The sequence below is a fragment of the Sphingobium sp. SYK-6 genome (assembly GCF_000283515.1).
In the GTDB taxonomy this organism is placed as follows: Bacteria; Pseudomonadota; Alphaproteobacteria; order Sphingomonadales; family Sphingomonadaceae; genus Sphingobium; species Sphingobium lignivorans.
On record NC_015976.1, the window covers coordinates 2770874 to 2794786 of the forward strand.

Sequence of the window (23913 nt, forward strand, 5' to 3'; positions counted from 1 at the left end):
AGGCGCCAGGCAAGCCTCCCTCTCTACAGCGCGCGGGTCGGCATGCTGATCGTCCGCCAGATATGCGCGGCCGGGCTGTGATCGAAGCCGAGGCCCTCCTCCGGCTGCCGGAAATTGCGACCGATGACGTCCTCGAATTCCTCGAGTTCCACCATCACCTCGGGATCGAACGCATAATAGTCGTTGAGGCAGATCAGGCGGCCGGTCATGTAGTAACGATGGTCGCGGAAGCGCTCATAGGCTTCGCGGACATAGGGTTCGGGGACGAAGTCGGCCCCGAAATATTTGATATAGGCTTCCGGATAGGCGTAGCCCACGGACGGATCGGGGAAGAAGCGCAGCACCTGATGGGCGCGGATGGCCCAGCTCACTTCCTCATCGACATAAGGCTCGACCATCGCCGCGCCCCAATAGCCGTGATCGCCGCAGATGAAGCCGGTGACGCTGATGTCATGCAGCAGGCAGGCCAGCACCACTTTCTCGTCATGCCCATTCTTCATGGCAAGGCGCGCGCTCTGCATGACATGCTGGGTATTGCCGAAACGCAAGCGGAAGAAGTCCATGAGCGTCGGCTTTTCCGGCATCGGGGGAATGCGCGGGTCCGGCCCCATGAGGAACTTCTTGCCGGCCGCCAGCGCATCGAACAGGTCGTGTCCGGGGCCGGAAGGATCATGCTCGCCCGACCGATAGATGGCCGAGCGGATGGGCTGGCGCTGCGCCACCTTGCGCTCCAGCTCCATGCTCATTTCATGTTCGAGCGCATCGGCACGCTCGGAAAGGGAAGCCATGCCGCTCTCCTGAAAAAATGCGTTTCCCAACTCTAGCGCTCGCGGCCGGCGGAGGCCAGCCCATCACGGCCGATGAACAGCAACATGGGGTGGGCGGGGCACAGGCGCTTCCTTTTACAGGACGTCCCGTGCCTCCGCCTCCGAAATACCGTCGCGCTGGCCAATCGCCGTCGTGACGGAGATGTCCATCATGACATTCCCGAGCGTGCGGAAAATGTCCGGTATCGTTTCCACGGCCAGCAGCAGCGCGAGCGGCTCCACCGGTGCGCCCAGCACGATGCAGATCGGTGCGATCGCCGTCACGAAGCTGATCTGCCCCGGCAAGCTGACCGAGCTGAGCGAGGTGAGCACGCAGACGAGGATCGCCATCGCAAGCTGTGCGGGGCCGACCGTCACGCCGAACCAGTGCGCGACATACAGCGCGACGCCGATGTTCATGGCCGGCCCCGTCGCGCGCAGCAGCGCCACTGCCATCGGCAGCACGACATCGGCCGTGGACTCATGGACGCCGAGCTGGCGGGCCTTGCGCAGCATGATCGGCAGGCACGCCAGCGAGGATTGGGTACTGATCGCCAGCGCCTGGACAGGCACGATCTCGCGCGCATAGTCCCGCAACGCGATGCGGCCGCCCAGCACCGCCACCAGATAAGCGACCAGCGCGATGAAGATGCCGACCGACGAGAGAACGATCACATAATGGAGCACGGCGCCGAAGATCGCGGCGCCGGAGCGGGCACCGACACCGAAGGCCAGCGCGAAGACGCCGATCGGAGCCAGCCGCAGCACCCAGCCGATGACGATGATGAGCGCATCCGCCGTCGCGGCGAAGAAACCGGTGAGCTGGCCGCGCGACGCCTCCGGCAACCGCGTGATGGCAAAAGCGAAAGCGCCGGTGAACACCAGCAGCGGCAGGATGGCGTCGCTTGCCGCTGCCGCCACCGGGTTTGTCGGCACGATGGTGGTCAGGAACTCACCGAAGGGCGGCACGGCCGCGACCTCGACGCCACTACCGAGCGCCGCCTTCAGGGCATCGGCCGATCCGGCAGGCATCGGCCAGAGCTGGATGAGGAGAGGCGTCAGAAACGCCCCCGTGGTGCCGGAGATCGCCATGGCCGCGAGGATCCACCCCAGCGCCAGTCCCGCGATGCGTCCCGCCCGCGCCGCCCGCGCCGCCTGCGCCACGCCCGTGATGAGCAGGGAAACGACGAGAGGGACGACCGTCATGCGCAAGCCGTTGAGCCACAGGCTCCCCACGGGATCGGTCACTGCCGTGATGCCGGACGCCAGACCCGTGGCATAGGCATCCCCCAATAGCCCGAGGACAAGGCCCAGGATCAGGGCAATGAGGATGAACCCGGCATTGGACATGCAGCAGAGCCTCGCGATCAGACGGCTCTCGCCGCTCACAGAAAAACGCGCCACTGCGCGGCGATACCGCGTCCGGGCTCGCTTTCAGTATCGGAAATCCGGAAAGGAGCAATGCCCCGCTGCCTTCAGCGGTTCCGTGACGACCCGGCGGCCTCGCTTTCCCCTGTCCTACACCCCCTCTGTCATGGCAGCCTTGCCGAATAGCTCTTCCTGCCGACAGGAGGAGCAAGACAGGGCTCTTTCTTATTGAAGCGTTCCAACGTCCGGTCAGGCTGCGCAGGCCTGCCGGGGCGGGGTCTGGCGCCCGCCGCATCGGACCCGCCGCAAAGTTCAGGGAAGCGGAAGATGAGGCCGACGTGTCCTCATCTTTGTCAACTTCCAGACCGCTGTGCGGTCTTGGAGCGTCATTCAGTCACGCGTGGAGCGGTCGCGCAATCCGCGGCCGCCATCCCATCCTGATGGGTGCCAGTCCCGCGACGACCTCGCGAATCAGCCTGCGGCGCTTATCCCGCGCTGGCTGCCGGGGGACTCTCCCCGCCATTCGAGTCCATGCCGCCCGCGAACCTGTCGCACAGGAACATCATCAGTGCTTCCACATGCGGGTTGGCCAGCCGATAGTAGATCGTCTGCGCTTCTCGTCGGGTCTGGAGGATGCCCCCCTCGCGCATCTTGGCCAGGTGCTGGGAGACACTGGATTGGGAAAGGCTGCACAGGCCCACCAGTTCGCCGACGGATGCCTCGCCCTCGCGCAACCGGCAAAGCAGCAGCAGCCGTTGCTCGTTGGCGACCAGCTTGAGCAGGCCGGCGACTTCCGTCGCCCGCTCGCAGAGCTGGCCCATCGCCATGTGGGACATCATCATCATTCGGTCGCGGGCCTCCCGTCATCCCTGAGCACGATATAGATGGCCGGAATAACCAGCACGGTCAGCAGCGTCGAGGAGGCAAGGCCGAACAGAAGCGAAATCGCGAGGCCCTGAAAGATCGGATCGGTGAGGATCACCGCCGCGCCGATCATCGCGGCCGCCGCCGTCAGCACGATCGGCTTGAAGCGGATGGTGCCCGCCTCCAGCAGCACGGCGCGCAGCGGCTTGTCCGGCGCGGCGGTGTGGCGGATGAAATCGACGAGCAGGATCGAATTGCGCACGATGATGCCAGCGAGCGCGATGAAGCCGATCATCGAGGTGGCCGTGAACGGCGCGCCGAACAGCATATGGCCGATGACGATGCCCACCAGGGTCAGCGGCACGGGCGTGAGGATGACCAGCGGCAGCTTGAAGTTGCGGAACTGGGCGACGACCAGAATATAGATGCCGAGCAGCGCGACCATGAATGCGGCGCCCATGTCGCGGAACGTCACCCAGGTGATTTCCCACTCACCATCCCACAACAGGCTGGGCTTCGATTCATCCTGCGGTTGACCGTTGAGGCGTATCTCCGGTTTCACCAGCCCCTTGCCTGCCCAGTCATAGGCATCCACGGCGCGATTGACTTCGATCATGCCATAGATCGGCGCTTCATAGGCACCGGCCAGCTCGGCCGTCACCATGTCGGCGAAGCGCCCGTCCCGGCGGAAGATCGCGCGGCTGCCCTGTTCCATCCGCGCGTCCGCCACGGCGCCCAGATCGATGAGCTGGCCGCCGGGCCCCTGCGCCACCGGGGTTTCGGCAAGGCCCTGCGTCCAGCTGCGATCCTTCTGTTCCAGCGCGATGGTGATGGGGAGCGGCGTGCGCCCGTCACCGCGCGGCGCGTAACCGATGGTCTGGCTGCCCATTAGCATGCCGACACTGTCCGCCACCTGCCGCTCGGACAGGCCATAATAGTCGATCCGGTCGCGTTTGAACTCCAGCCGCAGCCGGGGCCGCTCGGTTCCAAAGCTGTTGTCCACGTCGACGATGAAGGGCACGGACCGGAAGATCGCTTCCAGCTCCGTCGCTGTTTTCTGGCGTGTGGCGGCGTCAGGGCCATAGACCTCTGCCAGCAGCGTGGCGAGCACGGGCGGCCCGGGCGGCGTCTCGACCACCTTGACCGAAGCGCCCGCCGGCAGCCCGAGGGCGCTCAGCCGCTCGCGCAGGTCCAGCGCGATGGCATGGCTGGAACGGTCACGATCGCCCTTCGGCAGCAGCGTGACCATGATGTCGCCCATCTCGGGCTGCGCGCGCAGGAAATAATGGCGCACGAGCCCATTGAAGTTGAACGGCGCGGAGGTGCCGACATAGGCTTCCATCGCCGTCGCTTCCGGCAGCGCGCGCACGACCGCGGCGACATCCTCCAGCACCCTGCCCGTGCCTTCCAGCGACGTGCCTTCGGGCATGTCGACAATCACCTGCACTTCCGACTTGTTGTCGAAGGGGAGCAGCTTCACGGTCACGGCCTTGAAGTAGAACATCGAGCAGGCAACCAGCGTGGCGATGCCGACACCGATGAGGAAGCGCCAGGCGGATTTGCGGCTGTCGATCACCTGATGCGCGACCCTGGCGTAGATCTGACCAAGCCGGCCGCCACTTTCGTCATGGCCATGTCCGGCGGCCAGCGTCTTGCGAGCGAAGCGGATCATCAGCCACGGCGCGATCACCACCGCCACGAAGAAGGAGAAGATCATCGCCGCCGAGGCATTGACCGGGATGGGCGCCATATAAGGGCCCATCAGCCCGGAAACGAACAGCATGGGCAGCAGCGCGGCGACCACGGTGAGCGTCGCCACCACCGTGGGGTTGCCCACTTCGGCCACCGCCTCGATCGCACCCTGCGTCGGCGTGCGCCCGTCGTTCATGGCCCAGTGGCGGGCAATGTTCTCGATCATCACGATCGCATCATCGACGAGGATGCCGATGGAGAAGATCAGCGCGAACAGGCTGACGCGATTGATCGTGTAGCCCATCAGGTTCGAGGCGAACATCGTGAGCAGGATCGTGGTGGGAATGACCACCGCCGTCACGGCCGCTTCCCGCCAGCCGATGGCAAAGCCGATCAGCGCGACGATGGAGACTGTCGCGAGGCCGAGATGGAAGAGCAGTTCGTTCGCCTTCTCGTTCGCCGTCTCGCCGTAGTTGCGCGTGACCGAGACCTCCACGCTCTGCGGCAGCAGCGTACCGCGCAGGCTCTCGACGCGCTCCAGGATCGCGTCAGAAACCACGACCGCGTTGGCGCCCGCCCGCTTGGCGATGGCCAGGCTGACCGCCGGAGCGGAATGCCATGCCTCGCCCGTCTTGGCCCAGCGCCATGCGCGCGCCTGATCCTCTCGCGGCCCCTGCGTTACCTGTGCCACATCGCGCAGATAGACCGGCGCGCCGGAGGCCGCGCGCACGGTGAGCAGGCCGACGTCCTGCGCCGAGGAGAGCGTGCGCCCCGCCGTCACCGTCACGGCCTTGCCGTCCTCCCGCACCGTGCCCAGCGGGAAGCTGCGGTTGGCCTGCGAAGCCGCTTCGATGAGGCTGCCGAGCGGCACACCATATTGGCGCAGTTTCGCGGGATCGGGCGCGATGCGGATTTCCTCGGGACGGCCGCCCACGATGAAGGTCAGCCCCACATCATCCACCTTCGCGATCTCCGTTCTCAGCCGGGCGGCAAGTTCATAGAGGCTCGCATCCGTCCACTGGCCCGCGGCATCCGGACGCGGGGTGAGCGTCAGCACGACTGCCGGGACGTCATTGATTCCGCGCACGGTCACTTTGGGATCGGGCACGCCGATCGGCTTGCGATCCCAGTTCGCCCGGAGCTTCTCCTCGATGCGGATGGCTGCATCCTCCGGGTCCGATCCGACCAGGAAGCGCGCGGTCACCATCACGCCGTCGTCCTGCGCCTGGGTGTAGACATGCTCCACCCCGTCCACGCTCTTGACGATCGTTTCCAGCGGAATGCCGACCAGCTCGGTGGCGTCCGCCGCACTCAGGCCCGGCGCCATCACCTGAATGTCGACCATCGGCACGCTGATCTGCGGCTCCTCCTCGCGGGGGATGGAGAAGAGAGCCAGCAGACCAACGGCCAACGCCGCAAGCAGGAACAGCGGCGTCAGGGGAGAATCGATCGTGGCGCGCGTGAGGCGCCCGGAGATGCCGAGATTCATCAGCCCGGCACCTTGTCGGCAGGCTGGGGACTCGCGGTTCCGGGGCGCGCGCCCTGCGGCGCAAACAGCGTGTCGCCAGGCGAAACGCCGCTCAGAATCTCGACCTTCCCGGCCTCGGCAGTTGGCGCGATCTGGACCGGGACCATGCTCAACCGCTTGTCGGCGGTCACGACCTGCACCTGATCGATGCCATAGCGCGTGGTGACGAAGCGTTTCGGCACGACCAGCGCGCTGCGCCGCCCCACGGCGATCGACGCCCCGACGCGCCGCCCGACGAGATCGGCTGCAAGGCCGGGCAGCGTCGCATCGACACGCACCTGGCCGCCCGTCACGGCGGGATAGACCTGCACGACCCGGCCTTCGCGCCCGCCTTCCGGCATGTCGCTTGCATCCACCAGCACCGGCGCGCCGATTTGCACCTGCGGAGCGACAGTCTCGGGCAGCATCAGCCGCAGGATCGGCGGACCGGCGGTCACCGTGGCGATCGACATGCCCGGCGCGACCACGGAACCGGCGGGAATGTCTGCACGCAGCACCCGTCCCGTTGCGGGGGCCAGCACCGCGCCCTGGCCGGCCACGCTGGCGCTGGCGCCCTGCTGCGCCCGGGTCGCGGCGACCTGCGCATTGGCGGCGCGGGCCATGGCGACTGCCTGATCGAGCCGGGCTTTGGCATAGACGCCATTGTCATAGAGGTCGCGTATCCGCGCGAGATCGGCATTGGCGCGCGCCTCTTCCGCCTGCGCGGCCGCGACCTGCGCGCCATAAGCCGAAGTCTCGTAGCCGAGCCGTGCATCCACGATCATGCCGATGCGCTGCCCTTTGCGCACCATGTCGCCAGCACGAATGGAGAGGCTCGTGAGCGTGCCGGGAATGCGGGCAAGCGCTTCCGCCTGATCGCGGGTCGCGATTTCCGCGCCGATCGCTTTCAGGTCGGCAATTTCGGCTGGCACCAGCCGCAGTGTCTCCCCGGCGGGCAGCGCGGCGGTCGCCGCCGGATCGCGCGCCTGTTCACCGCCACAGGCCGACAGCGTGAGTGCCGCCCCTGCCAGCCAGAGCCACTTCGCCATGATCCGCCCTCCTCGCTCGCGCCCGTTCGCTCAATCCTGAACCACCGGGAGGCCGGCTGCCTTCCACGCGCCGATGCCCCCGGCGAGATGCGTGTCGATGGACGCCTGCGCCTGCGCACAACGTTCCAGCGCCATGCCGGACCGCTTGCCGCCAGCACATTGCAGCACAACCGTGCGGCCCTGAGCATCCGGAATCTTACGAGGTGAAAAATCGGAGAGTGGCAGGTTTAATGCGCCCGGGATGTGGCCGGATGCGAACTCGTCGGCTTCACGGACGTCGACCAGCATAACCGACCCGTCCCGCAGCATGGCGTCAAGCGCTTGAGGGTCGATTTCCCGATGAGCCTTGCCTTTTCCGAATCCAAACATGATTGCCTCCTTCAATTTGTTGATTGCATATATCGCATAATCATTATATTAGTCAATGACGATTGACGCGACGGAAGGGTGATCCGATGGGCAAACCAAAGATAGTAGTGCTGGGGGCTGGCCTCGGCGGAACAATCGCCGCTTATGAGATCAAGGCTGCAGTCCGCGACAAGGCCGATGTTCTCACCATATCCGACTCAGAAACTTACAGTTTCGTGCCGTCGAATCCCTGGGTCGCCGTGCGCTGGCGCGAGCCTGAAGCGATTCAGGTCCACTTGCCGCCTGTCTTCCACAAGAAAAAGATCGACTTTACGGCGGTCGGTGCCAAGCGGCTGGATGCCGCCGGCAAGCAGATCGAGCTCAACGACGGGAGCATAATCAATTACGATTATCTTGTAATTGCAACCGGCCCTGACCTCGCGTTCGACGAGATCGAAGGTCTGGGGCCCCATGGCGGCCACACCGTGTCCATCTGCCAGACATCTCATGCGACGAGCGCGGCCGACGCCTTCGATCGCTTCACGCAATCGCCCGGCCCCATCGTGGTCGGCGCGGTACAGGGCGCGTCTTGCTTCGGCCCCGCCTATGAGTTCGCGCTCATCCTCGACACGGAACTGCGCCGCCGCAAGATCCGCGACAAGGTGCCCATGACCTTCGTGACGTCCGAGCCCTATATCGGGCACCTCGGCCTTGACGGCGTTGGCGACACGAAGTCGCTGCTCGAAAGCGAAATGCGTGACCGGCATATCAAGTGGGTCACCAATGCCCGCGTCACCAAGGTGGACCCGGATGTCATGCACATTGAGGAAATCGGCGAGGACGGGGCCGTCAGGAAGACACATGATCTGCCGTTCGGCTTTTCTATGATGCTGCCCGCCTTCCGTGGCGTCCCCGCCGTGCGGGGCATCGAGGGCCTCACCAATCCACGCGGGTTCATCATCGTGGACAAGCAGCAGCGCAACCCGACATTTCCTGAAATCTTTGCGCTCGGCGTCTGCGTCGCCATTCCGCCGACCGGCCCGACGCCGGTGCCGGTGGGCGTCCCCAAGACCGGTTTCATGATCGAAAGCATGGTGACCGCCATTGCCACCAACCTCTCCGCGATCCTGGAGGGCCGCGAGCCCACCGCCGAAGCGACATGGAACGCGGTTTGCCTCGCCGATTTCGGCGATGGCGGCGTGGCCTTCGTCGCGCAGCCGCAGATTCCGCCCCGGAATGTCAACTGGTCGTCCAGCGGTAAATGGGTCCACCTCGCCAAGATCGGCTTCGAGAAATATTTCCTGCGCAAGGTCCGCAAGGGCGAGAGCGAGCCCTTCTACGAGAAGCTGGCGCTGCATGTGATGGGGATCCGCAAGCTGCGCCTGTGATGCCCGGTCTGTTTTCCCAGTCTTTCAAGGAGATCATGTCATGACTCTCGATCGTGCCGTTATGTGCTTTGCCGGCTTCGTCGTGTTGCTCGGCGTCATCCTGTCGCTCACCGTCCATCCCTGGTGGCTGGCGCTGACGGCGTTTGCCGGCTTCAACATGATTCAGGCGAGCTTCACGGGCTTCTGCCCCGCCGCGATGATCTTCAAGGCGATGGGCGTTCGTCCGGGGACTGCCTTCAGATGAATCTTGCGCGGACCGTTCTGCTCGGCCTGCTGGCGAGCGTCGCCCTGCCCGCGCAGGCCGTGACGCTCGATCAGGCGATCGCGGCGGCCATGACCCATGCGCCCGACATTGCGGCGGCCCGGGCCGACTCCGACACGGCCGACGCACGCGTGCGCGAAGCGCGCGCCGGCGGCCTGCCGAGCGCGACGGTGACCGGGTCGATCGGCCTCGGGCGGCTCGACCCGCAGAATTTCTTCGGCCTGGGCGCTGCCGATGTGACACCCCGGGTCGCGCAAGTGACTGTCGAGCAACCGCTCTTCGCGGGCGGGCGGGTTCACAATGGCATCGCCCGTGCGAAGGCCGGCAGCGACGCCGCGCAGGCAGGAGAAAGCGCCACGCGCAGCCAGGTCGTTGCGGCGGTTGCACAGGCCTATGGGGAAGTGCTGACCAGCCGGCGACTGGTGGACCTGCATGAAGAGCTGCTCACGCAGATGCAGGAAATCCAGCGGCAGGCGCAATTGCGCTACCGGGCCGGCGAAAGCCCGAGCACCGACATCGCGCAGGCGGCCGCCCGCCTTGCCGAGGCACAGGCCGGGCTGGCGCGCGCGCAGGGCATGGCTGTCTCCGCGCAAGCGCGCTTCACCAGCCTGACTGGCCTGATGCCGGATTCGCTCGAGCCCCTGCCCGCCAGTCCGGACCTGCCCGGCGCGCTCGATGAAGCCATCGACCTTGCCATGCAGCATAATCCCTGGCTGATGCAGGCCGAAGCCGGCCTGCGCGCTGCGCGCGCGGAGGCGAAAGGCGCGCGCTCGGAATTGCTGCCTACAGTGGGCGCCTTCGCGGAAGGCGCGGTGGTGCGTGACCAGTTCTTCCCCGATTACCGCGCAGACAGCGCCACGGTGGGCATCCGCGCCCGCTGGCAAATTTTCAGTCCCGGGACCTATGCGAAGATTTCGGGCAGCGACAGCGCCGAGCGCGCGGCGCAAGCGCGGGCCGAAGCGGTGCGCTCGCAGGTCCGCGAGCAGGTGATTGCCGGGTTCCAGGCCGTGCAGACCGCCGCTCTGGTCGAGGATGCATCCCGGAAACAGGCTGAGGCCGCCGCGCAGGCCCGGGACAGCGTCCGCCATGAAGTACGCGTGGGCATGAAGCCGCAGCTCGATCTGCTGGACGCGGAGCGCGAAGCCACGGCGGCCGCGGCTGCCCAGGCCCGTGCATCCACCGATCGGATCGTCGCTGCCTACCGGCTGCTCAGCATGATCGGCCGATAGGCCAGAGGACAAGGAGCAACATAATGCACAAGGACTGGCCAGAAATGGCCCGGGAACTCAGCCACGCCATCAAGGACGTGCGCCTCGGCACGCCCGAGGTCATGAAATCCTTTTCGGCCATGGCCAAGGCAGCGACCGAGGCGGGGGCCCTGGATGTCAAGACCAAGGAGCTGATCGCACTCGCCATCGCGGTGGCGATCCGCTGCGACGGCTGCGTTGCCTTTCATGCGCAGGCCGCGGTGAAACAGGGTGCCACGCGCGACGAGATCATGGAGACGATGGGCATGGCACTCTACATGGGCGCTGGCCCCAGCCTCATGTATGCCGCGCAGGCCGTGGAGGCTTACGACCAGTTTGCTGCTGAAGCCGGCTGACCCACGCCCGAAGGCTGTATCAGCGAGCGGGAAGAAAGGGTGCCAACTGTTCGACGAAGCGATCGACGCTGTCCGTTCGTAGACCGGCAATGTTGATGCGCCCGCTGTCGGCCATGTAAATCCCATGGTCCGCACGCAGGACAGCCACATCGGCCGGGGTTACCGGCAGCAGCGCGAACATGCCGCGCTGCCGGCCGATCGGTGCCAGCGCGGGGTGCAGGGCAGCGAGCGCAGCGCGCAATCCATTGATCCGCCCGCGCATGGTCTCCAGCTCGGCCTTCCAGTCCTCCTTCAGGACCGAGTCCGTCAGGATTTCCCGGACGATGGCGGCGCCATGATCCGGCGGCATCGACCACATGCTGCGCGCGAGAGCCTGCAGATGGCCGCGCACCAGCGTCGCCGAGCCTGACGTCGCCGTCTGCACCCAGAGCGCCCCGACCCTGTCGCGGTAGAGCCCGAAATTCTTGTCGCAGCTATAGGCCAGCAGGGCCTCAGGCATCGCCTCCAGCAGTGCCAGCGTGGGCGCGACGTCCGCTTCCGGCCCGTCGCCGAGACCATGATAAGCGAGATCCACGAAGGGCACGAGACCGCGTGTCGAACAGAACCGGACAACCAAAGCCCATTGCGCCGCGGTGAGCGTCACGCCCGTGGGATTGTGGCAGCAGCCATGCAGCACCACGACGTCCCCCGGGCGGGCATTCGCCAGATCGGCCAGCATGGCATCGAGATCGACGTCGGACCGGGACGGATCGAAGAAGCGATGCATGCGCACCGACAGGCCCGCCTGCCGGAAGATCGGCGCGTGATTGGGCCATGTCGGCGTGCCGATCCAGACCGTGGCGTCCGGCCGCGCGCCTGCAAGCAACTCCGCGCCAAGGCGCAGGGCGCCGGTTCCGCCGGGTGTCTGGATGCCGGCAAGACGCGCATCGTCCGCACGCGCGGAGCCGAGGACGAGATCGGCAAGGCGGCGGACGAACAGCGGATCACCTTCGGTCCCCAGATAGCTCTTGGTATCCTGCCGCTCCAGAAGGCGTCGCTCGGCCGCTTTCACTGCCCGCATGATCGGGGTGTCGCCCTGCTCGTCCCGAAACACGCCCACGCCCAGATCGAGCCGGTCGGGTCGGCGGTCCGCCTCGAACAGGGCCGTCAGACCCAACAGCGGATCGGCGGGCTGACGCGTGAGCCCATCGAACAGCGCTCCCTGGTCAGCGGGAGCGGGTTTGCGCGGCATGAGAAGAATGGTCATGCGGCCAGTTTTCCAGAAAAGCCGCGTGATTGCTTTTCAAAACACACGCGCCAGAGCTATAAACTGAAATAAATATTATTCAGAGAGCCTATCTATGAAAAAAATCGTCAAACTCGATGAGCTGGACCGCCGCATTGTCTCGGAACTTCAACAGGATGGCGGCCTCAGTAATGCTGAGCTGGCCGAACGCGTGGGCAGCACAGGTCCCTCATGCTGGCGCAGGGTGCGGCAACTGGAAGAGACCGGCGTGCTGCGCGCGACCGTGCGCCTCGCCGATCCCCGCTTGCTCGGGCATGGCGTGAATGTCCTGTGCAATGTGCGACTACGCAATCATGACCCAGAAACATCGCGCCGGTTCATCGACTTCATTGACAGCGAAGCCCGGATCATGGAGTGCTATTCGATGTCCGGAGAATGGGATTATCTGATGCGCGTCGTCGCCAGCGACGTGGCCGATTACGAGGATTTCCTGCTGCACCGGCTCCTCACGCATCCGGTTGTCGCCAATGCCGCCTCGCACTTCGCGCTCTCCATCGCCAAGTACAAGACAGCCCTCCCCATCTTCACGGAGCACTGAACGCCACTCGGTTGAGCGCCCGTCGCCAATCCGGCGAAGTTGAGCCGGGGGGTCTTCGTGCGAATGCAGAACAGCTGCAGGCCCGCCACGTACCAGAGGAGGCGGTCATCGTTCAGCCCACCAGAGTGAGCCTCATTCTGCGAGCTCCTCGAACCAGCCGAGGCGCCGCATCAGCCGCTTTTCCATTTCCAGCACGAGAAGCAACGCCACGCCGATGCCGATGATCAATGCCCCGTCCACAAATGCCAGAGGCCGGCTGCCGAAGATCTCGTTCATCACCGGCAGATAAGTGAAGGCGAGCTGACCAGCGACGACGGCAGCGATCGCGGCCAACACAACCGGGGTGCCCAGCATGCCCCGCCAGGTGATCGAGCCGACATGCAGGTAGCGGACATTGAACAGGTAGAAGATCTCTCCGACGATTACCATGTTGACGACCATCGTGCGGGCAACCTCGATCTCGCGGCCCTGGCCCAGCGTCAGGAAGAAGACGCCGAGCGCCATCCCGGCAAACAGCAGCGATACCAGAACGACGCGCCACAGCAGGAAAGGCGACAGCAGCGGGGCATTCGATTTCCGCGGCGGGCGCCGCATGACGCCCGGCTCGGACGGTTCGAACGCCAGCGCGAGGCCAAGCGTCGCACCCAGGATGAGATTGACCCACAGGATCTGCGTGGCCGTCATCGGCAGCGCGAAGCCGACGAAGATTGCCAGAATGACGATCAGCGCCTCGCCGCCATTGGTGGGGATCGTCCAGGCCGTGACCTTGCGGATATTGTCGTAGACCGTGCGCCCTTCATGCACGGCGTTGACGATCGAGGCGAAATTGTCGTCCAGCAGCACCATCTGCGCGGCTTCCTTGGCTGCCTCGGTGCCCTTTCGGCCCATGGCAGTGCCGACATCGGCCTGCTTGAGCGACGGCGCATCGTTCACGCCATCGCCCGTCATGGCGACGATCGCCCCGTCCGCCTGCAAGGCCCGTACGATCCGCAGCTTGTGCTCCGGGCTGGTGCGAGCGAACACTGAGACATGCCGGACAAGATCGGCAAGCTCGCCATCGGACAAATCCTCGATCTGCGCCCCGGTAACGGCGCGCGGATCGTCGGCAATGCCGAGCTGTCGACCGATAGCCAGCGCGGTCGCCGCATGATCGCCCGTAATCATCTTCACGTCGATTCCCGCCGAGCGGCACTGCGCGATGGCATCCACCGCTTCCGGCCGGGGGGGATCGATGAAGCCGATCAGACCGAGCAGCTCGATTTCCGCGACATCCTCGAACGAGAGGCGCTGAAGCCCGGCGGGCTTGCGCAGGGCACCGAAAGCGAGGAGGCGCTCCCCCTCGCCCGCTGCCTCGTCGATCCGTGCGTTCCAGTATTCGAGATCGAGGGGTGCCTTCGCCATGGCAAACAGCGCCTCGGGCGCACCCTTGACGAAAATGACCATCTCCCCCGTGGGCGAGCGGTGCAGCGACGCCATGAAGCGGTGCGCGGCATCGAAAGGAATCTCGTCGATCCGCGGCCACTCGGCCCGCACTTCCGTCGGCTCCAGCCCCGCCTTCATGGCGAGCGCGACGAGCGCGCCTTCCATGGGATCGCCATCGACCATCCAGTGCCCGGCGGATTCGCGCAGATGCGCATCGTTGCACAGCAATCCGCAGCGCAGCATCGGCATGGCAGCATCCAGCGCCGCGGCGTCGTCATCGGTCCCCTGCGCGATGATCTCGCCCTCCGGCGCATAGCCGGCCCCTCCCACGAGCAGCCTGTGCGCGGGCAGGATGAGCTGCCGCGCGGTCATCTCGTTGCGGGTCAACGTGCCGGTCTTGTCAGAGCAGATCACCGAAGTGGCGCCGAGCGTCTCTACCGCGGGAAGCTTGCGGATAACGGCATTGCGCGCAGCCATGCGGCGAACGCCGATCGCCAGCGTGATCGTGATGACCGCCGGCAGGCCCTCCGGGATCACCCCCACGGCAAGCGCGACGATGAAGATGAGCGCTTCATCCCAGGCAAAGCCGCGGACCAGCACCGCGAAGGCGAACAGCAGCACCGCCGCCACCAGCACGACCGCAGTGAAGTGCCGGGCGAAATGCTCAATCTGCCGTAGCAGGGGCGTGGTCAGTTCCTCGACCGACTGAAGCAGCTTGCTGATCCGGCCGATTTCGGTCCCGATGCCGGTCTCGACGACGACGCCCGTGCCTTGCCCGGCCGCGACCAGCGTGCCGGAGAATGTCATGTTCGAGCGGTCGCCAAGCGGCGCGTCCGCTTCCACGGTGCCTTCATGCTTCTCCGCCGCGACGGATTCGCCGGTCAGCGCGGCCTCGTCGACCAACAAACCACGTGCGCGGAGCAACCTCATGTCGGCGGGCACGCGGTCGCCCGCCTCCAGCAGCACGATGTCGCCGGGCACCAGATCACGCACGCCCACCTGGGTGCGCACACCGTCACGCAGCGTGAGTGCATGCGGCGCGATCAGGTCCCGGATGGAATCGAGCGCCTGCTCGGCCTTGCCTTCCTGAATGAAGCCGACCGTCGCATTGACCAGCACGACGGCAAGAATGACCGCGGCATCAACCAGATGCCCGAGCAGCGTCGCGGCAACACCGCCCGCGAGCAGGAAATAGATGAGAGCGCTATGGAACTGCCGCAGAAAGCGGATGATCGGGCTTTGGGGCCGGGCGGCAGGCAGCACATTGGGACCATGAATAGCAAGGCGCCGCTGCGCATCCTCGGACGAAAGGCCCGTGGGCGTCGTGCCAAGCGCCGAAAACAGGTCTGCTGCCGGCATGCTGTGCCAGGCCTCGTTTCGCCGATCCTGCTTTGCAATCCGGGAAATGACCGCCTCCTTTTGCCGACACTGTTCCTGCAGATGCCGGGAGAAAAGCGGCCGACCCGCCCGTTTCGTCCGGTGGCATCATCATGACCCCACCGATAGGGCGGATGCAAGTGCTGGCAGAATAAGGATATTCCCGTAGAACCAGCAGGCGCGACGGTTCGGAAGTTCACAAGGATGGCGGCCGGGAGCCTCGATAAGGACAGCTCAGTCGCCTGTCAGCGCTGCGACCAGGGCGCGGACTTTCTTCTGTCGCCACTGCGGCAGGGGCGCGATGAGCCAGTAGCCGGGACCGGGCTGCGACTCGCCAATGATCTCCACGCGACCTGCAGCGACATCCGCCCCGGCCAGCAGCGCGGGCACGCAGGCCCGGCCGAAGCCGCTGGCGGCAGCATCGATGGCAAGGCCCGCATCGCCGACGCGCATGACTGCCTGACCATCCGCGACCGGACAGCCGGGCCAGGCGATCTGCGCATCGAGGCCGCGGCCACCGGGTGCCTGCACAGTCACGAACCGCCCCTCGCCAAGCGCGATGCCTTCATGCTGACCCGGACCATCGGCGAGGCAGATGGCCAGATCCAGATTGGCCTCGGTAAAGTCGAGCGCGTCGTCGGCAGCGACCAGCAGGAAATGAAGCCCCGGCTCGGCATCGGCATGGACAGCGAGACGCTCGCTCAGCCATTTGGCGGTGAGATCGCGCGGGGCGGCAATGGCGAGGTGCTGGGAACTCTGCCCGGCCTGCATCGCCCGGACCGATTCCTCCAGCTCCAGAAAGCCACCCCGCAGAGCCGGCAGCCCCGCCTCCGCCTCCGGCGTCAGCTCCAGCCCGCGCGGCGTGCGGCGGAACAGGACGACGCCCAGCAGGTCCTCAAGCGCGCGGATCTGCTGGCCGACCGCCGCCGGCGTGACCGCAAGCTCGTCCGCCGCGCGCGTGAAGGAAAGATGGCGCGCCGCCGCGTCGAACACGCGCAGGCCGTTCAAGGGCAGATGCGTTCGCTTCAATTCGACACCGCCGGGGCCAGAAGCGCGAAGCGGGGGATCGCCACCTCAATAATACTGCCGCCCGCCTCGAGCATGATGTAGCTGCCTTCCATCCAGCCGGTCGGCGTGGTGAGCGGGCAACCGGACACATAATCATAGGAAGCGCCGGGCTGGATCACCGGCTCCTCACCCACGACGCCGCGCCCCTCGCGCTTGTAGAGGGCCCCGCGTCCGTCCGCGATGGTCCAGCGGCGCGTGAGGAGTTGCACCGGCGAGGCGCGGCCATTCTCGATGCGGATATGATAGGCCCAGAACCATTTGCCCATGTCCGGCTCCGATTGCTCGGCCAGAAAGGCGACAGACACGCGCACGGTGATGTCGTGCGTCGTCTCTGCATAAGGGAAGAAGGCGTCCATCATGCGAGCATCCCATGAGCCGTCCCCGGGCCGACCCTAGTCAAAGGCCCACGGCGGTCAATGCCTGATCCAGATCGTCGATGATATCCTGCGGATCCTCGAGGCCAACGTTGATGCGCACCATGCCTTCCTCGACCCCCGCCTCGGCGCGGCCGACGGGGCCCATATTGTTATGCGTCGTCGAGGCCGGATGACACAGCAAAGTCCGGGAATCCCCGATATTGTTGGAGATGTCCGCCAGCTCAAGGCCATTGAGCATCGCCATCGCCTGCGCGCGATCCTCCAGGATGAAGGAGAAGATCGGCCCTGCCGCCGTCATCTGGCTCATCGCCAGATCGTGCTGTGGATGCGTCGGAAGGCCCGGATAGAGGATGCGCGGCACCCGCTTCTCCAGGAAGCGCGCCACTTTCATCGCATTCTCGGACTGGCGATGCGCGCGCAGGTCCAGCGTTTCCAGCCCCTTGAGGACCACCCACGCGTTGAAGGGCGAGCAGACGGGCCCCGTGTTCCGCTGGAAAGGCGAGAGCTTGCCGTTGATCCATTCGTCCGTGCCGCAGACAGCGCCCGCCAGCACCCGGCCCTGCCCGTCCATCAGCTTGGTCGCGCTGTAGGCGACGACATCCGCGCCGAACTCCAGCGGCCGCTGGAGGACCGGCGTCGCAAAGGCATTGTCGACCACCGTGGTAATGCCATGCGCTCGCGCCAGGCCGCAGACATGCGCCAGATCCACCACGTCCATGGTGGGATTGGCCGGCGTCTCGAAGAAGAAGGCCTTCGTATTGGACTGGATCGCCTTCTCCCACGCGTCATTGTCGCGCGCATCGACGATACTATGCGTGATGCCGAAGCGATTGAGCACATTGTCCAAAATCCAGCGGCACGAACCGAACGCGGCACGGCCCGCGACCACATGGTCTCCCGCGCTCAGCATGCAGAGCAGTGCGCTCGTCATCGCCGCCATGCCGGACGCCTGCACCTTGCACGCCTCTGCGCCTTCCATCAGCGCGATGCGCTCTTCCAGCATCTGCACCGTAGGGTTCTGGAAACGCGAATATTGCATGCCCGACGCTTCCCCGGCGAACCGGGCGGCCACCGTTTCCGCATCGTCGTAGCAATAACCCGAGGTGAGGAAGATCGCCTCGCTCGTTTCGCCCTGCTCGGATCGCCATGTGCCGCCGCGTACGGCACGGGTCGCCGCACGCCAGCGACTTGTGAGGGATCGGTCCTGTCCGCTATGCTTCTTCATGCGGCCGCTTCTAGCCGCTCACCCCGCGCGGTCAATCCGGCGCAAACATGAGAGATGCGGACGCCACCATGACCGCACAGGCCGCCAGACCCTTCATCGCGCCCGGTTGGCGTGATGTCGCCATCGCCGCATGCTTCTTGGCAATTGCCCTCGCCCTGTTCCTTTTTCGCCTCGGCGACCCGGCGAAGATCAATTTCGACGAAAGCCATTATGTGCCGGCGGCGCGAATCCTGACCGCCTTTTCCGGCCTGCCCAATCCCGAACATCCGCCGCTCGGCAAGCTGCTGATCGGCGCGGGCATGGCGATGCTCGGCGACAATCCGCTGGGCTGGCGAATCATGAGCGCGCTGTTCGGCGCGGCACTGGTCGGGGCCGGAGTGATGGCCGCGCGCTGGCTGCTCGGCACCCGGCCGGCAGCGGTGATGACCGGCTCGCTGCTGCTGCTCAGCCCCATGCTGTTCGTGCAAGCCCGCATCGCCATGCTGGACATCTTCATGGCGAGTTTTCTCATGCTCGCCTTCTGGATGCTGGCGGCGGCGGGCCGCACCGGCTTTCGCGACCGCTGGCGACTGGTGCTGGCAGGTATTTTCCTCGGCCTCGCCACTGCCTGCAAATGGACGGCGATCCCGCTCGTCGGCGTCGCCCTGCTGCTCTGGCTCGCGGTGCGCCCACGTCTCGGCACCCCCCGCTCGCTCGCAGCAAGGCCCGTCTCCCTGCTGGAGGGATTGTTCTGGCTCGGCCCGTTCGCCGTGCTCATCTATCTTGCGACTTTCCTCCCGCTCGGCTGGCTCGAGACGGACGCGGTGCCGCCATGGCGGATCGTCCACCAGCAATTCGAGATGCTTCGCTTGCAGAGCGCGCCGATGGCTTCGCACGGCTATCAGAGCCAATGGTGGCAATGGGTGCTGAGCATCCGGCCGATCTGGTATTTCTACGAGCCGGTCGACGGTATCCAGCGCGGCGTGCTGCTGATTGGCAATCCCGCGATCAGCTGGGGCGGCCTCGTGGCCCTGATCGCATGCCTGTACGCGGGGCTGAGGCAAGGGGCATGGCCCCTGTTGATCGTGGTACTGCTCTGGGCTGCCTCGCTCGGCTTCTTCATCGTCATCCCCAAGCCCGTGATGTTCTATTATCATTATTTCCCGGCCTCGCTGCTGCTCTGCTTCGCAACTGCCGGCGCGCTCGACCACTGGTTCTGGCAGCGCGGGAACAGGCTGGCGCCGGCCCTGTGCATCGGCTTCGCCGCGTTGCTGTTCGCCGAATTCAATCCGATCATTTCCGCCGCGCCGCTGAGCGACCCGCAGGATTTCAATCGCTGGATGTGGCTGGACAGCTGGCGATAGAGCGATCGGAGATATCGGCTGTGTCAGTCGCTCCCCCACAAGCCTTCACATCGGCGGCGGCGTCTGCCCCGCGAGCACCGTGGCGGCTTGGCTCATGTCCAGATTGCCGCCGGAGAGGATGACGGCGACTTTCCGGCCCTGCATCGCTTCCCGCTCCTGCATCAGCGCGGCCATGGCGGCGGCGCCGGCGCCTTCGGCGAGATTATGCGTATCCTGCCAGAGCACGCGAATCGCCTCGGCGATCTCGTCATCGTCGACCGCGACGAAGCGCTCGGCGCGCGACGTCAGATAATCCAGCGCGGCCTGAACCGGCGTGCACACCGCGATGCCGTCCGCGAAGGTGTGCGCCGTCTCGGTGCCGATCAGGCGCCCCTGCTCGAAGCTCTGCTTGGCGCCGTCCACTGCCGAGGAGACGACGCCGACGACCTTCGTCGCCAGCCCCAGCGCATCGCGCGCGGCAATGGTGCCGCACAGACCCGAGCCGCAGCCGACCGGAACATAGACCGTATCGAGATCCGGCACGGCGGCCAGCAGTTCCAGCCCGTAGCTCGCGACACCGCGCACAAGCTGCTCGTGAAAGGCCGGTACCATGAACAGGCCATATTGCGCGGCCCGGGCCATCGCTTCCGCCTTCGCCTCGTCAAATGTCGCGCCATGCTCGATCAGATCGGCGCCGAACGCGCGCATGGCGGCATTCTTCTCACGGGCATTGCCGAACGGCACGACGATCGTCGCCGAAAGGCCCGCCGCCCGCGCCGCGCGCACCTGCGCCTGTCCGTGATTGCCGCGCGTGGCAGTGATGATGCCCTTCACCTCCGGATGGGTGCGCCGCAGCCAGTCCATGTAAGTGATCGCGCCGCGCGCCTTGAAAGCGCCGGTGGGCGTGTGATTCTCATGCTTTACCCAGACCTCGCAGCCCAGCCGCCGGGCCAGCAGGGGCCACGCGAACTGCGCGGTGGGTGCCATCTGCGCATGGACGAGCGCAGCGGCATCGCGCAGCGAGGCGAGCGAGACGTCCATGCCTAGAGCGCGGCCAGAACCGCGTCACCCATGGCGCTGGTCGACATGGTGCCGCCGAGATCGGCCGTGCGTGCGCCGCTCGCCAGCGCCTTGCCGACGGCAGCCTCGATCCGATCCGCAGCCTCGGACTGCCCCAGCGAGAAGCGCAGCATCATCGCGGCCGACAGGATCGTCGCGAGCGGATTGGCCTTGCCCTGCCCGGCGATATCCGGCGCGGACCCATGGATGGGCTCGTAAAGTCCCTTGCCGTTCGCATCGAGCGAAGCGGAGGCCAGCATGCCGATGGACCCCACGCACATGCTCGCCTGATCGGACAGTATGTCGCCGAACAGATTGCCGGTCACGATCACGTCGAACTGACCCGGATTGCGCACGAGCTGCATCGCGGCATTGTCCACATACATGTGGCTGAGCGCCACATCGGTATATTCGGTCGCCACCTCGATGACGATGTCGCGCCAGAGCTGGCTCGTTTCCAGCACATTGGCCTTGTCCACCGAGCAGAGCAGGCCGCGCCGGGCTCGTGCCGCCCGGAACGCGCTGTGCGCGATGCGGCGGACCTCGGCCTCGTTATAGGACATGATGTCATAGCCTTCGCGCAGCCCATCCTCGGTGCGGCGCATGCCTTTCTCGCCGAAATAGACGTCGCCGTTCAGCTCGCGCACGATCAGCAGATCGATCGCCTCGGCGACTTCCCGGCGGAGGGTTGAAGCATCGGCCAGCTCGGGGAACATCTTCGCCGGGCGCAGGTTCGAGAACAGGTTCAGCTCCTTGCGCAGGCCCAAGATCGCCTGCTCCGGGCGCAGGGAACGCTCCAGCGCGTCGCAGCGCGGATCGCCCACGGCGCCGAACAGGATGGCATCGGCCCGACGCGCCAGCGAAAGCGTCTCGGGCGGCAGGGGATGCCCATATTCGTGATAGCCCGCGCCGCCGACCAGCGCGTCCTCATAAGCAAGCCCGGGAATCGCCAGCGCATCGAGCACGCGCTTTGCCTCCGCCACGACTTCGGGGCCAATGCCGTCTCCGGGAAGCAGCGCGATCAACATGGAACTCACCTTTCTTGTGCCCCGCACGCGCGGGAATGGGGAAGGGCCATAATGGCGGCGAACGCTCTCACGCAACCGCTCTTTTGAGCCGTTCGATCAGGCGTTCGCGCGCGGCGAGCACGTCCTGCCGGCGCGGATCGAAAAGATTCTGGAGGAGGAAATGGCCGGTGAGCGAGAAGCCGGCGAAGATTTCCGGCCAGCCGGCCTCGCCGCCCTGGGTGAGGAAAGCTGGCAAGGGCAGCAACCGCTCCTGCCGCCCGCCTGCCCCTTCCTCGGTCACCGCCCGGCCGGTGCGCGGGCTGATCCAGACGAGCCCCTCGCGCGCGCCGGTGACGGCACATTCCGCCAGATCGAGCCCGAAGCCGAGTTCAGCGAGCAGCAATTGCTCGTAGCGCACCAGCGCCACGGCCCAGCCGCGCGCGGCCGGGGCGGCTTCCACGGCGTCCAGAACGGCGCCGAGCCCGCTCCAGAGCGAGGGATAAGGCTGATGCTCGGGCAATGTCGCGGCCGTGAGCGCGCAAGCCCAGTCAATGGCCGCCGCCGGCAAGGGCTCTGCAAGCAGCGGACCGCGGCTGCGCTCCAGCTCGACCGAGAGGCCTGCGAGCTGCTCCGCCGTCCGGGCGCGGAAGAGGCCGCGCACGACATTGCCGGGAATCAACACCGGCCGCATCCGGCTCGATCGTCCGCCCTGCACATAGCCGGCCAGGAGCCCTGCCTCCTCCGTCAGCGCGCGCACGATGGCGCCGTGCTCGCCATGCGGCCGGACCGCGCAGATGATGGCCGTAGCGGCAAGGCTGGTCATCGCTCTTCCTTACCCGGCCTTCGCGCGATCGCGAAGAGCACGACGATTGACCGGCACGCGCTTTCCCGCGATGGCGGCGGCAACTGGCAATGAAAGGAACGGCAGGTGCAGCGAATCATGCGTTGGGGCGTCGCGGGAGTAGCGGCCGTGACTCTGGGCGCCCTCGCCTTCGCGCAGGACGAGCCCAGCGCACCCGACGTCGCGCAAAGCGCGCAGTGGCACAATCAGCAGGCGCTCGCTCTGGCGAAGCTGCGCTGGCAGGATGGCTGGCGAGTACTGCCCGGCGGACTGCGCTGGCGACCCGTCAGTGGCGACGGCTCGGGAGTTCATCCGACTGTCGAGGATGCGGTGACGCTCCATTATGAGGGCCGCCTCGTCGACGGCACGGTGTTCGACAGCAGCTACGCGCGCGGCGAACCGGCCACCTTCCCGCTCGGCCGGCTCATCAAGGCCTGGCAGATGGCGGTGCCGCAGATGGGCGTGGGCGACACGATCGAGATCGCGGTGCCGGCAGAGCTGGGCTATGGCCCCCGCGGCAAGGGCCCGATACCGGGCGGCGCGACCATGTTCTTCAAGATCGAGCTGCTCGGCATCGAGGGCCGGTAAAAGGCGCTTTCGCCCGGCGTCAGGCTGCCGCGATGATCGGCGCGAACTTCGCGACCGAGAGGCTGGCGCCGCCGACCAGCGCGCCGTCGACATTGTCGAGATGAAGGATATCGGCCGCATTGTCGCCCGAGACCGAGCCGCCATAGAGAATGCGCATCGCCTGCCCGTCCGCGCCCAGCGCTTCCACCAGAGCGGCACGAAGCGCGCCATGCATGGCGGCGACCTGCGCGGGGGTGGCGACCTTGCCTGTGCCGATCGCCCAGACTGGCTCATAGGCGATGGTCAGCCAGCCCGAACCCGCGCCTTCCGGCAAGGATGCCAGCAGCTGATCGACCACCCAGCCATGGGCGGCCTCGTCGCCCTGCTCGCGCGTATCGAGCGTCTCGCCCACGCAAAGCACCACTTCGAGCCCGTGCTGGCTGGCGCGCGCGGCCTTGGCGGCGACATCCGCATTGGTCTCATGCTGATAAGTGCGCCGTTCGCTGTGGCCGACGAGCGTGCCGCCCGCACCGGCACCCAACAGCATGGGTGCGGAGATGCATCCCGTGAACGCGCCCGCTTCCTCATGATGGCAATCCTGCCCGCCGACAAGGACGGTCCCGGCGAGCGGCGCGGCGGCGGAAATGAGCGTCGCGGGCAGAAACAGCGCCACGTCGATATCCGGACGCCCCGCAGCCAGCTCCGCAATGGCCGAAACCTCGCCGAGCTGCGCCTTCAGCCCGTTCATCTTCCAGTTTCCCGCGATCAGCTTGCGCCTGCCGGTCATCGTCCGAACTCTCCTCTCGCTGTCCAGTCTTCCACGATACAGTCGGTCCGGATGGACGGCGCGGGCGGCTTTGTCCAGTGCTTCCACCCGCATTGCCCGCTTGATGCCGCTGGTGCGCGGCCCTAAAGCGACCGGACCTTTCCTTCCCGCC

The 23913-nt window shown here is 66.2% G+C and carries 22 protein-coding genes; 7 read left to right on the forward strand and 15 right to left on the reverse strand.

All coding sequences use genetic code 11. The annotated features are described in order from the left end of the window. Positions 1–23: 23 nt before the first annotated feature. The 6 genes from SLG_RS12695 to SLG_RS12720 form a co-directional block, all read right to left on the reverse strand. The gene (locus SLG_RS12695) at positions 24–788 is read right to left on the reverse strand and encodes an HD domain-containing protein (protein ID WP_014076881.1); all 765 of its coding nucleotides are present in this window, start codon (positions 786–788) and stop codon (positions 24–26) included. A 114-nt stretch (positions 789–902) separates the two neighbouring features. Continuing rightward, on the reverse strand, positions 903–2210 hold the full coding sequence (locus SLG_RS12700) for a dicarboxylate/amino acid:cation symporter (RefSeq protein WP_014076882.1): 1308 nt from the start codon (positions 2208–2210) through the stop codon (positions 903–905). A 449-nt stretch (positions 2211–2659) separates the two neighbouring features. Then, positions 2660–3019 carry an ArsR/SmtB family transcription factor gene (locus SLG_RS12705; protein WP_014076883.1) on the reverse strand — a complete coding sequence of 120 codons (360 nt, stop codon included), beginning with the start codon at positions 3017–3019 and terminating at the stop codon, positions 2660–2662. Further along, positions 3016–6219 (reverse strand): efflux RND transporter permease subunit, encoded by a 3204-nt coding sequence (locus SLG_RS12710; protein ID WP_014076884.1) that lies wholly within the window; start codon positions 6217–6219, stop codon positions 3016–3018. The genes SLG_RS12705 and SLG_RS12710 overlap by 4 nt, the downstream gene beginning before the upstream one ends. Next, positions 6219–7286 (reverse strand): efflux RND transporter periplasmic adaptor subunit, encoded by a 1068-nt coding sequence (locus SLG_RS12715; protein WP_014076885.1) that lies wholly within the window; start codon positions 7284–7286, stop codon positions 6219–6221. The genes SLG_RS12710 and SLG_RS12715 overlap by 1 nt, the downstream gene beginning before the upstream one ends. A 30-nt stretch (positions 7287–7316) precedes the next feature. Further along, the gene (locus tag SLG_RS12720; RefSeq protein WP_014076886.1) at positions 7317–7655 is read right to left on the reverse strand and encodes a rhodanese-like domain-containing protein; all 339 of its coding nucleotides are present in this window, start codon (positions 7653–7655) and stop codon (positions 7317–7319) included. 86 nt (positions 7656–7741) lie between these two features. Here SLG_RS12720 and SLG_RS12725 point away from each other — a divergent pair, with 86 nt between their 5' ends. The 4 genes from SLG_RS12725 to SLG_RS12740 are packed head-to-tail and all read left to right on the forward strand — an operon-like array spanning position 7742 to position 10887. Beyond that, a complete protein-coding gene (locus SLG_RS12725) occupies positions 7742–9022 on the forward strand; it encodes an NAD(P)/FAD-dependent oxidoreductase (protein ID WP_041392006.1) in 1281 nt (426 codons plus the stop codon). Between the two features lie 40 nt (positions 9023–9062). After that, the gene (locus SLG_RS12730) at positions 9063–9266 is read left to right on the forward strand and encodes a YgaP family membrane protein (RefSeq protein ID WP_014076888.1); all 204 of its coding nucleotides are present in this window, start codon (positions 9063–9065) and stop codon (positions 9264–9266) included. Then, positions 9263–10513 (forward strand): TolC family protein, encoded by a 1251-nt coding sequence (locus SLG_RS12735; protein ID WP_014076889.1) that lies wholly within the window; start codon positions 9263–9265, stop codon positions 10511–10513. The genes SLG_RS12730 and SLG_RS12735 overlap by 4 nt, the downstream gene beginning before the upstream one ends. A gap of 23 nt (positions 10514–10536) precedes the next feature. Next, entirely contained in the window at positions 10537–10887 is a 351-nt protein-coding gene (locus tag SLG_RS12740) for a carboxymuconolactone decarboxylase family protein (protein WP_041392008.1), read from the forward strand. 19 nt (positions 10888–10906) lie between these two features. Here the strand turns inward: SLG_RS12740 and SLG_RS12745 are convergent, their stop codons facing one another. Then, positions 10907–12133: an amino acid aminotransferase gene (locus SLG_RS12745; protein WP_014076891.1), complete on the reverse strand. Its 1227-nt coding sequence runs from the start codon at positions 12131–12133 to the stop codon at positions 10907–10909. Positions 12134–12227: 94 nt separating this feature from the next. On the opposite strand from SLG_RS12745, the gene SLG_RS12750 reads away from it, so the two are divergent. Continuing rightward, positions 12228–12710 (forward strand): Lrp/AsnC family transcriptional regulator, encoded by a 483-nt coding sequence (locus SLG_RS12750; protein ID WP_014076892.1) that lies wholly within the window; start codon positions 12228–12230, stop codon positions 12708–12710. 132 nt (positions 12711–12842) lie between these two features. On the opposite strand, the gene SLG_RS12755 is transcribed toward SLG_RS12750, so the two are convergent. The 4 genes from SLG_RS12755 to SLG_RS12770 all read right to left on the reverse strand — a co-directional run bounded on the left by SLG_RS12755 (position 12843) and on the right by SLG_RS12770 (position 18179). Further along, positions 12843–15491, reverse strand: coding sequence for an HAD-IC family P-type ATPase (locus tag SLG_RS12755; protein WP_014076893.1), 2649 nt, complete (start codon positions 15489–15491; stop codon positions 12843–12845). A 252-nt stretch (positions 15492–15743) separates the two neighbouring features. Continuing rightward, the gene (locus SLG_RS12760) at positions 15744–16538 is read right to left on the reverse strand and encodes a LysR family transcriptional regulator (protein WP_014076894.1); all 795 of its coding nucleotides are present in this window, start codon (positions 16536–16538) and stop codon (positions 15744–15746) included. Further along, positions 16535–16933, reverse strand: coding sequence for a Co2+/Mg2+ efflux protein ApaG (gene apaG, locus SLG_RS12765; RefSeq protein WP_041393289.1), 399 nt, complete (start codon positions 16931–16933; stop codon positions 16535–16537). Before apaG ends, SLG_RS12760 begins: the two co-directional genes overlap by 4 nt. Before the next feature lie 40 nt (positions 16934–16973). Beyond that, positions 16974–18179 carry a trans-sulfuration enzyme family protein gene (locus SLG_RS12770; protein WP_014076896.1) on the reverse strand — a complete coding sequence of 402 codons (1206 nt, stop codon included), beginning with the start codon at positions 18177–18179 and terminating at the stop codon, positions 16974–16976. A gap of 47 nt (positions 18180–18226) precedes the next feature. Here SLG_RS12770 and SLG_RS12775 point away from each other — a divergent pair, with 47 nt between their 5' ends. Further along, positions 18227–19522, forward strand: coding sequence for a glycosyltransferase family 39 protein (locus tag SLG_RS12775; RefSeq protein WP_014076897.1), 1296 nt, complete (start codon positions 18227–18229; stop codon positions 19520–19522). 45 nt (positions 19523–19567) lie between these two features. Here the strand turns inward: SLG_RS12775 and SLG_RS12780 are convergent, their stop codons facing one another. The 3 genes from SLG_RS12780 to recO all read right to left on the reverse strand — a co-directional run bounded on the left by SLG_RS12780 (position 19568) and on the right by recO (position 22390). Next, positions 19568–20542 (reverse strand): threonine dehydratase, encoded by a 975-nt coding sequence (locus SLG_RS12780; RefSeq protein ID WP_014076898.1) that lies wholly within the window; start codon positions 20540–20542, stop codon positions 19568–19570. A 2-nt stretch (positions 20543–20544) separates the two neighbouring features. Next, on the reverse strand, positions 20545–21588 hold the full coding sequence (leuB, locus tag SLG_RS12785) for a 3-isopropylmalate dehydrogenase (protein ID WP_014076899.1): 1044 nt from the start codon (positions 21586–21588) through the stop codon (positions 20545–20547). Between the two features lie 67 nt (positions 21589–21655). After that, positions 21656–22390: a DNA repair protein RecO gene (recO, locus tag SLG_RS12790; protein ID WP_014076900.1), complete on the reverse strand. Its 735-nt coding sequence runs from the start codon at positions 22388–22390 to the stop codon at positions 21656–21658. 105 nt (positions 22391–22495) lie between these two features. Between recO and SLG_RS12795 the strand changes: the two genes are divergently transcribed. After that, complete coding sequence (locus SLG_RS12795) at positions 22496–22996, forward strand: FKBP-type peptidyl-prolyl cis-trans isomerase (protein ID WP_014076901.1); 501 nt, start codon at positions 22496–22498, stop codon at positions 22994–22996. Between the two features lie 19 nt (positions 22997–23015). Here the strand turns inward: SLG_RS12795 and tpiA are convergent, their stop codons facing one another. Further along, positions 23016–23762, reverse strand: a complete 747-nt coding sequence (gene tpiA / locus SLG_RS12800) for a triose-phosphate isomerase (RefSeq protein ID WP_014076902.1) — start codon at positions 23760–23762, stop codon at positions 23016–23018. Positions 23763–23913 lie beyond the last annotated feature (151 nt).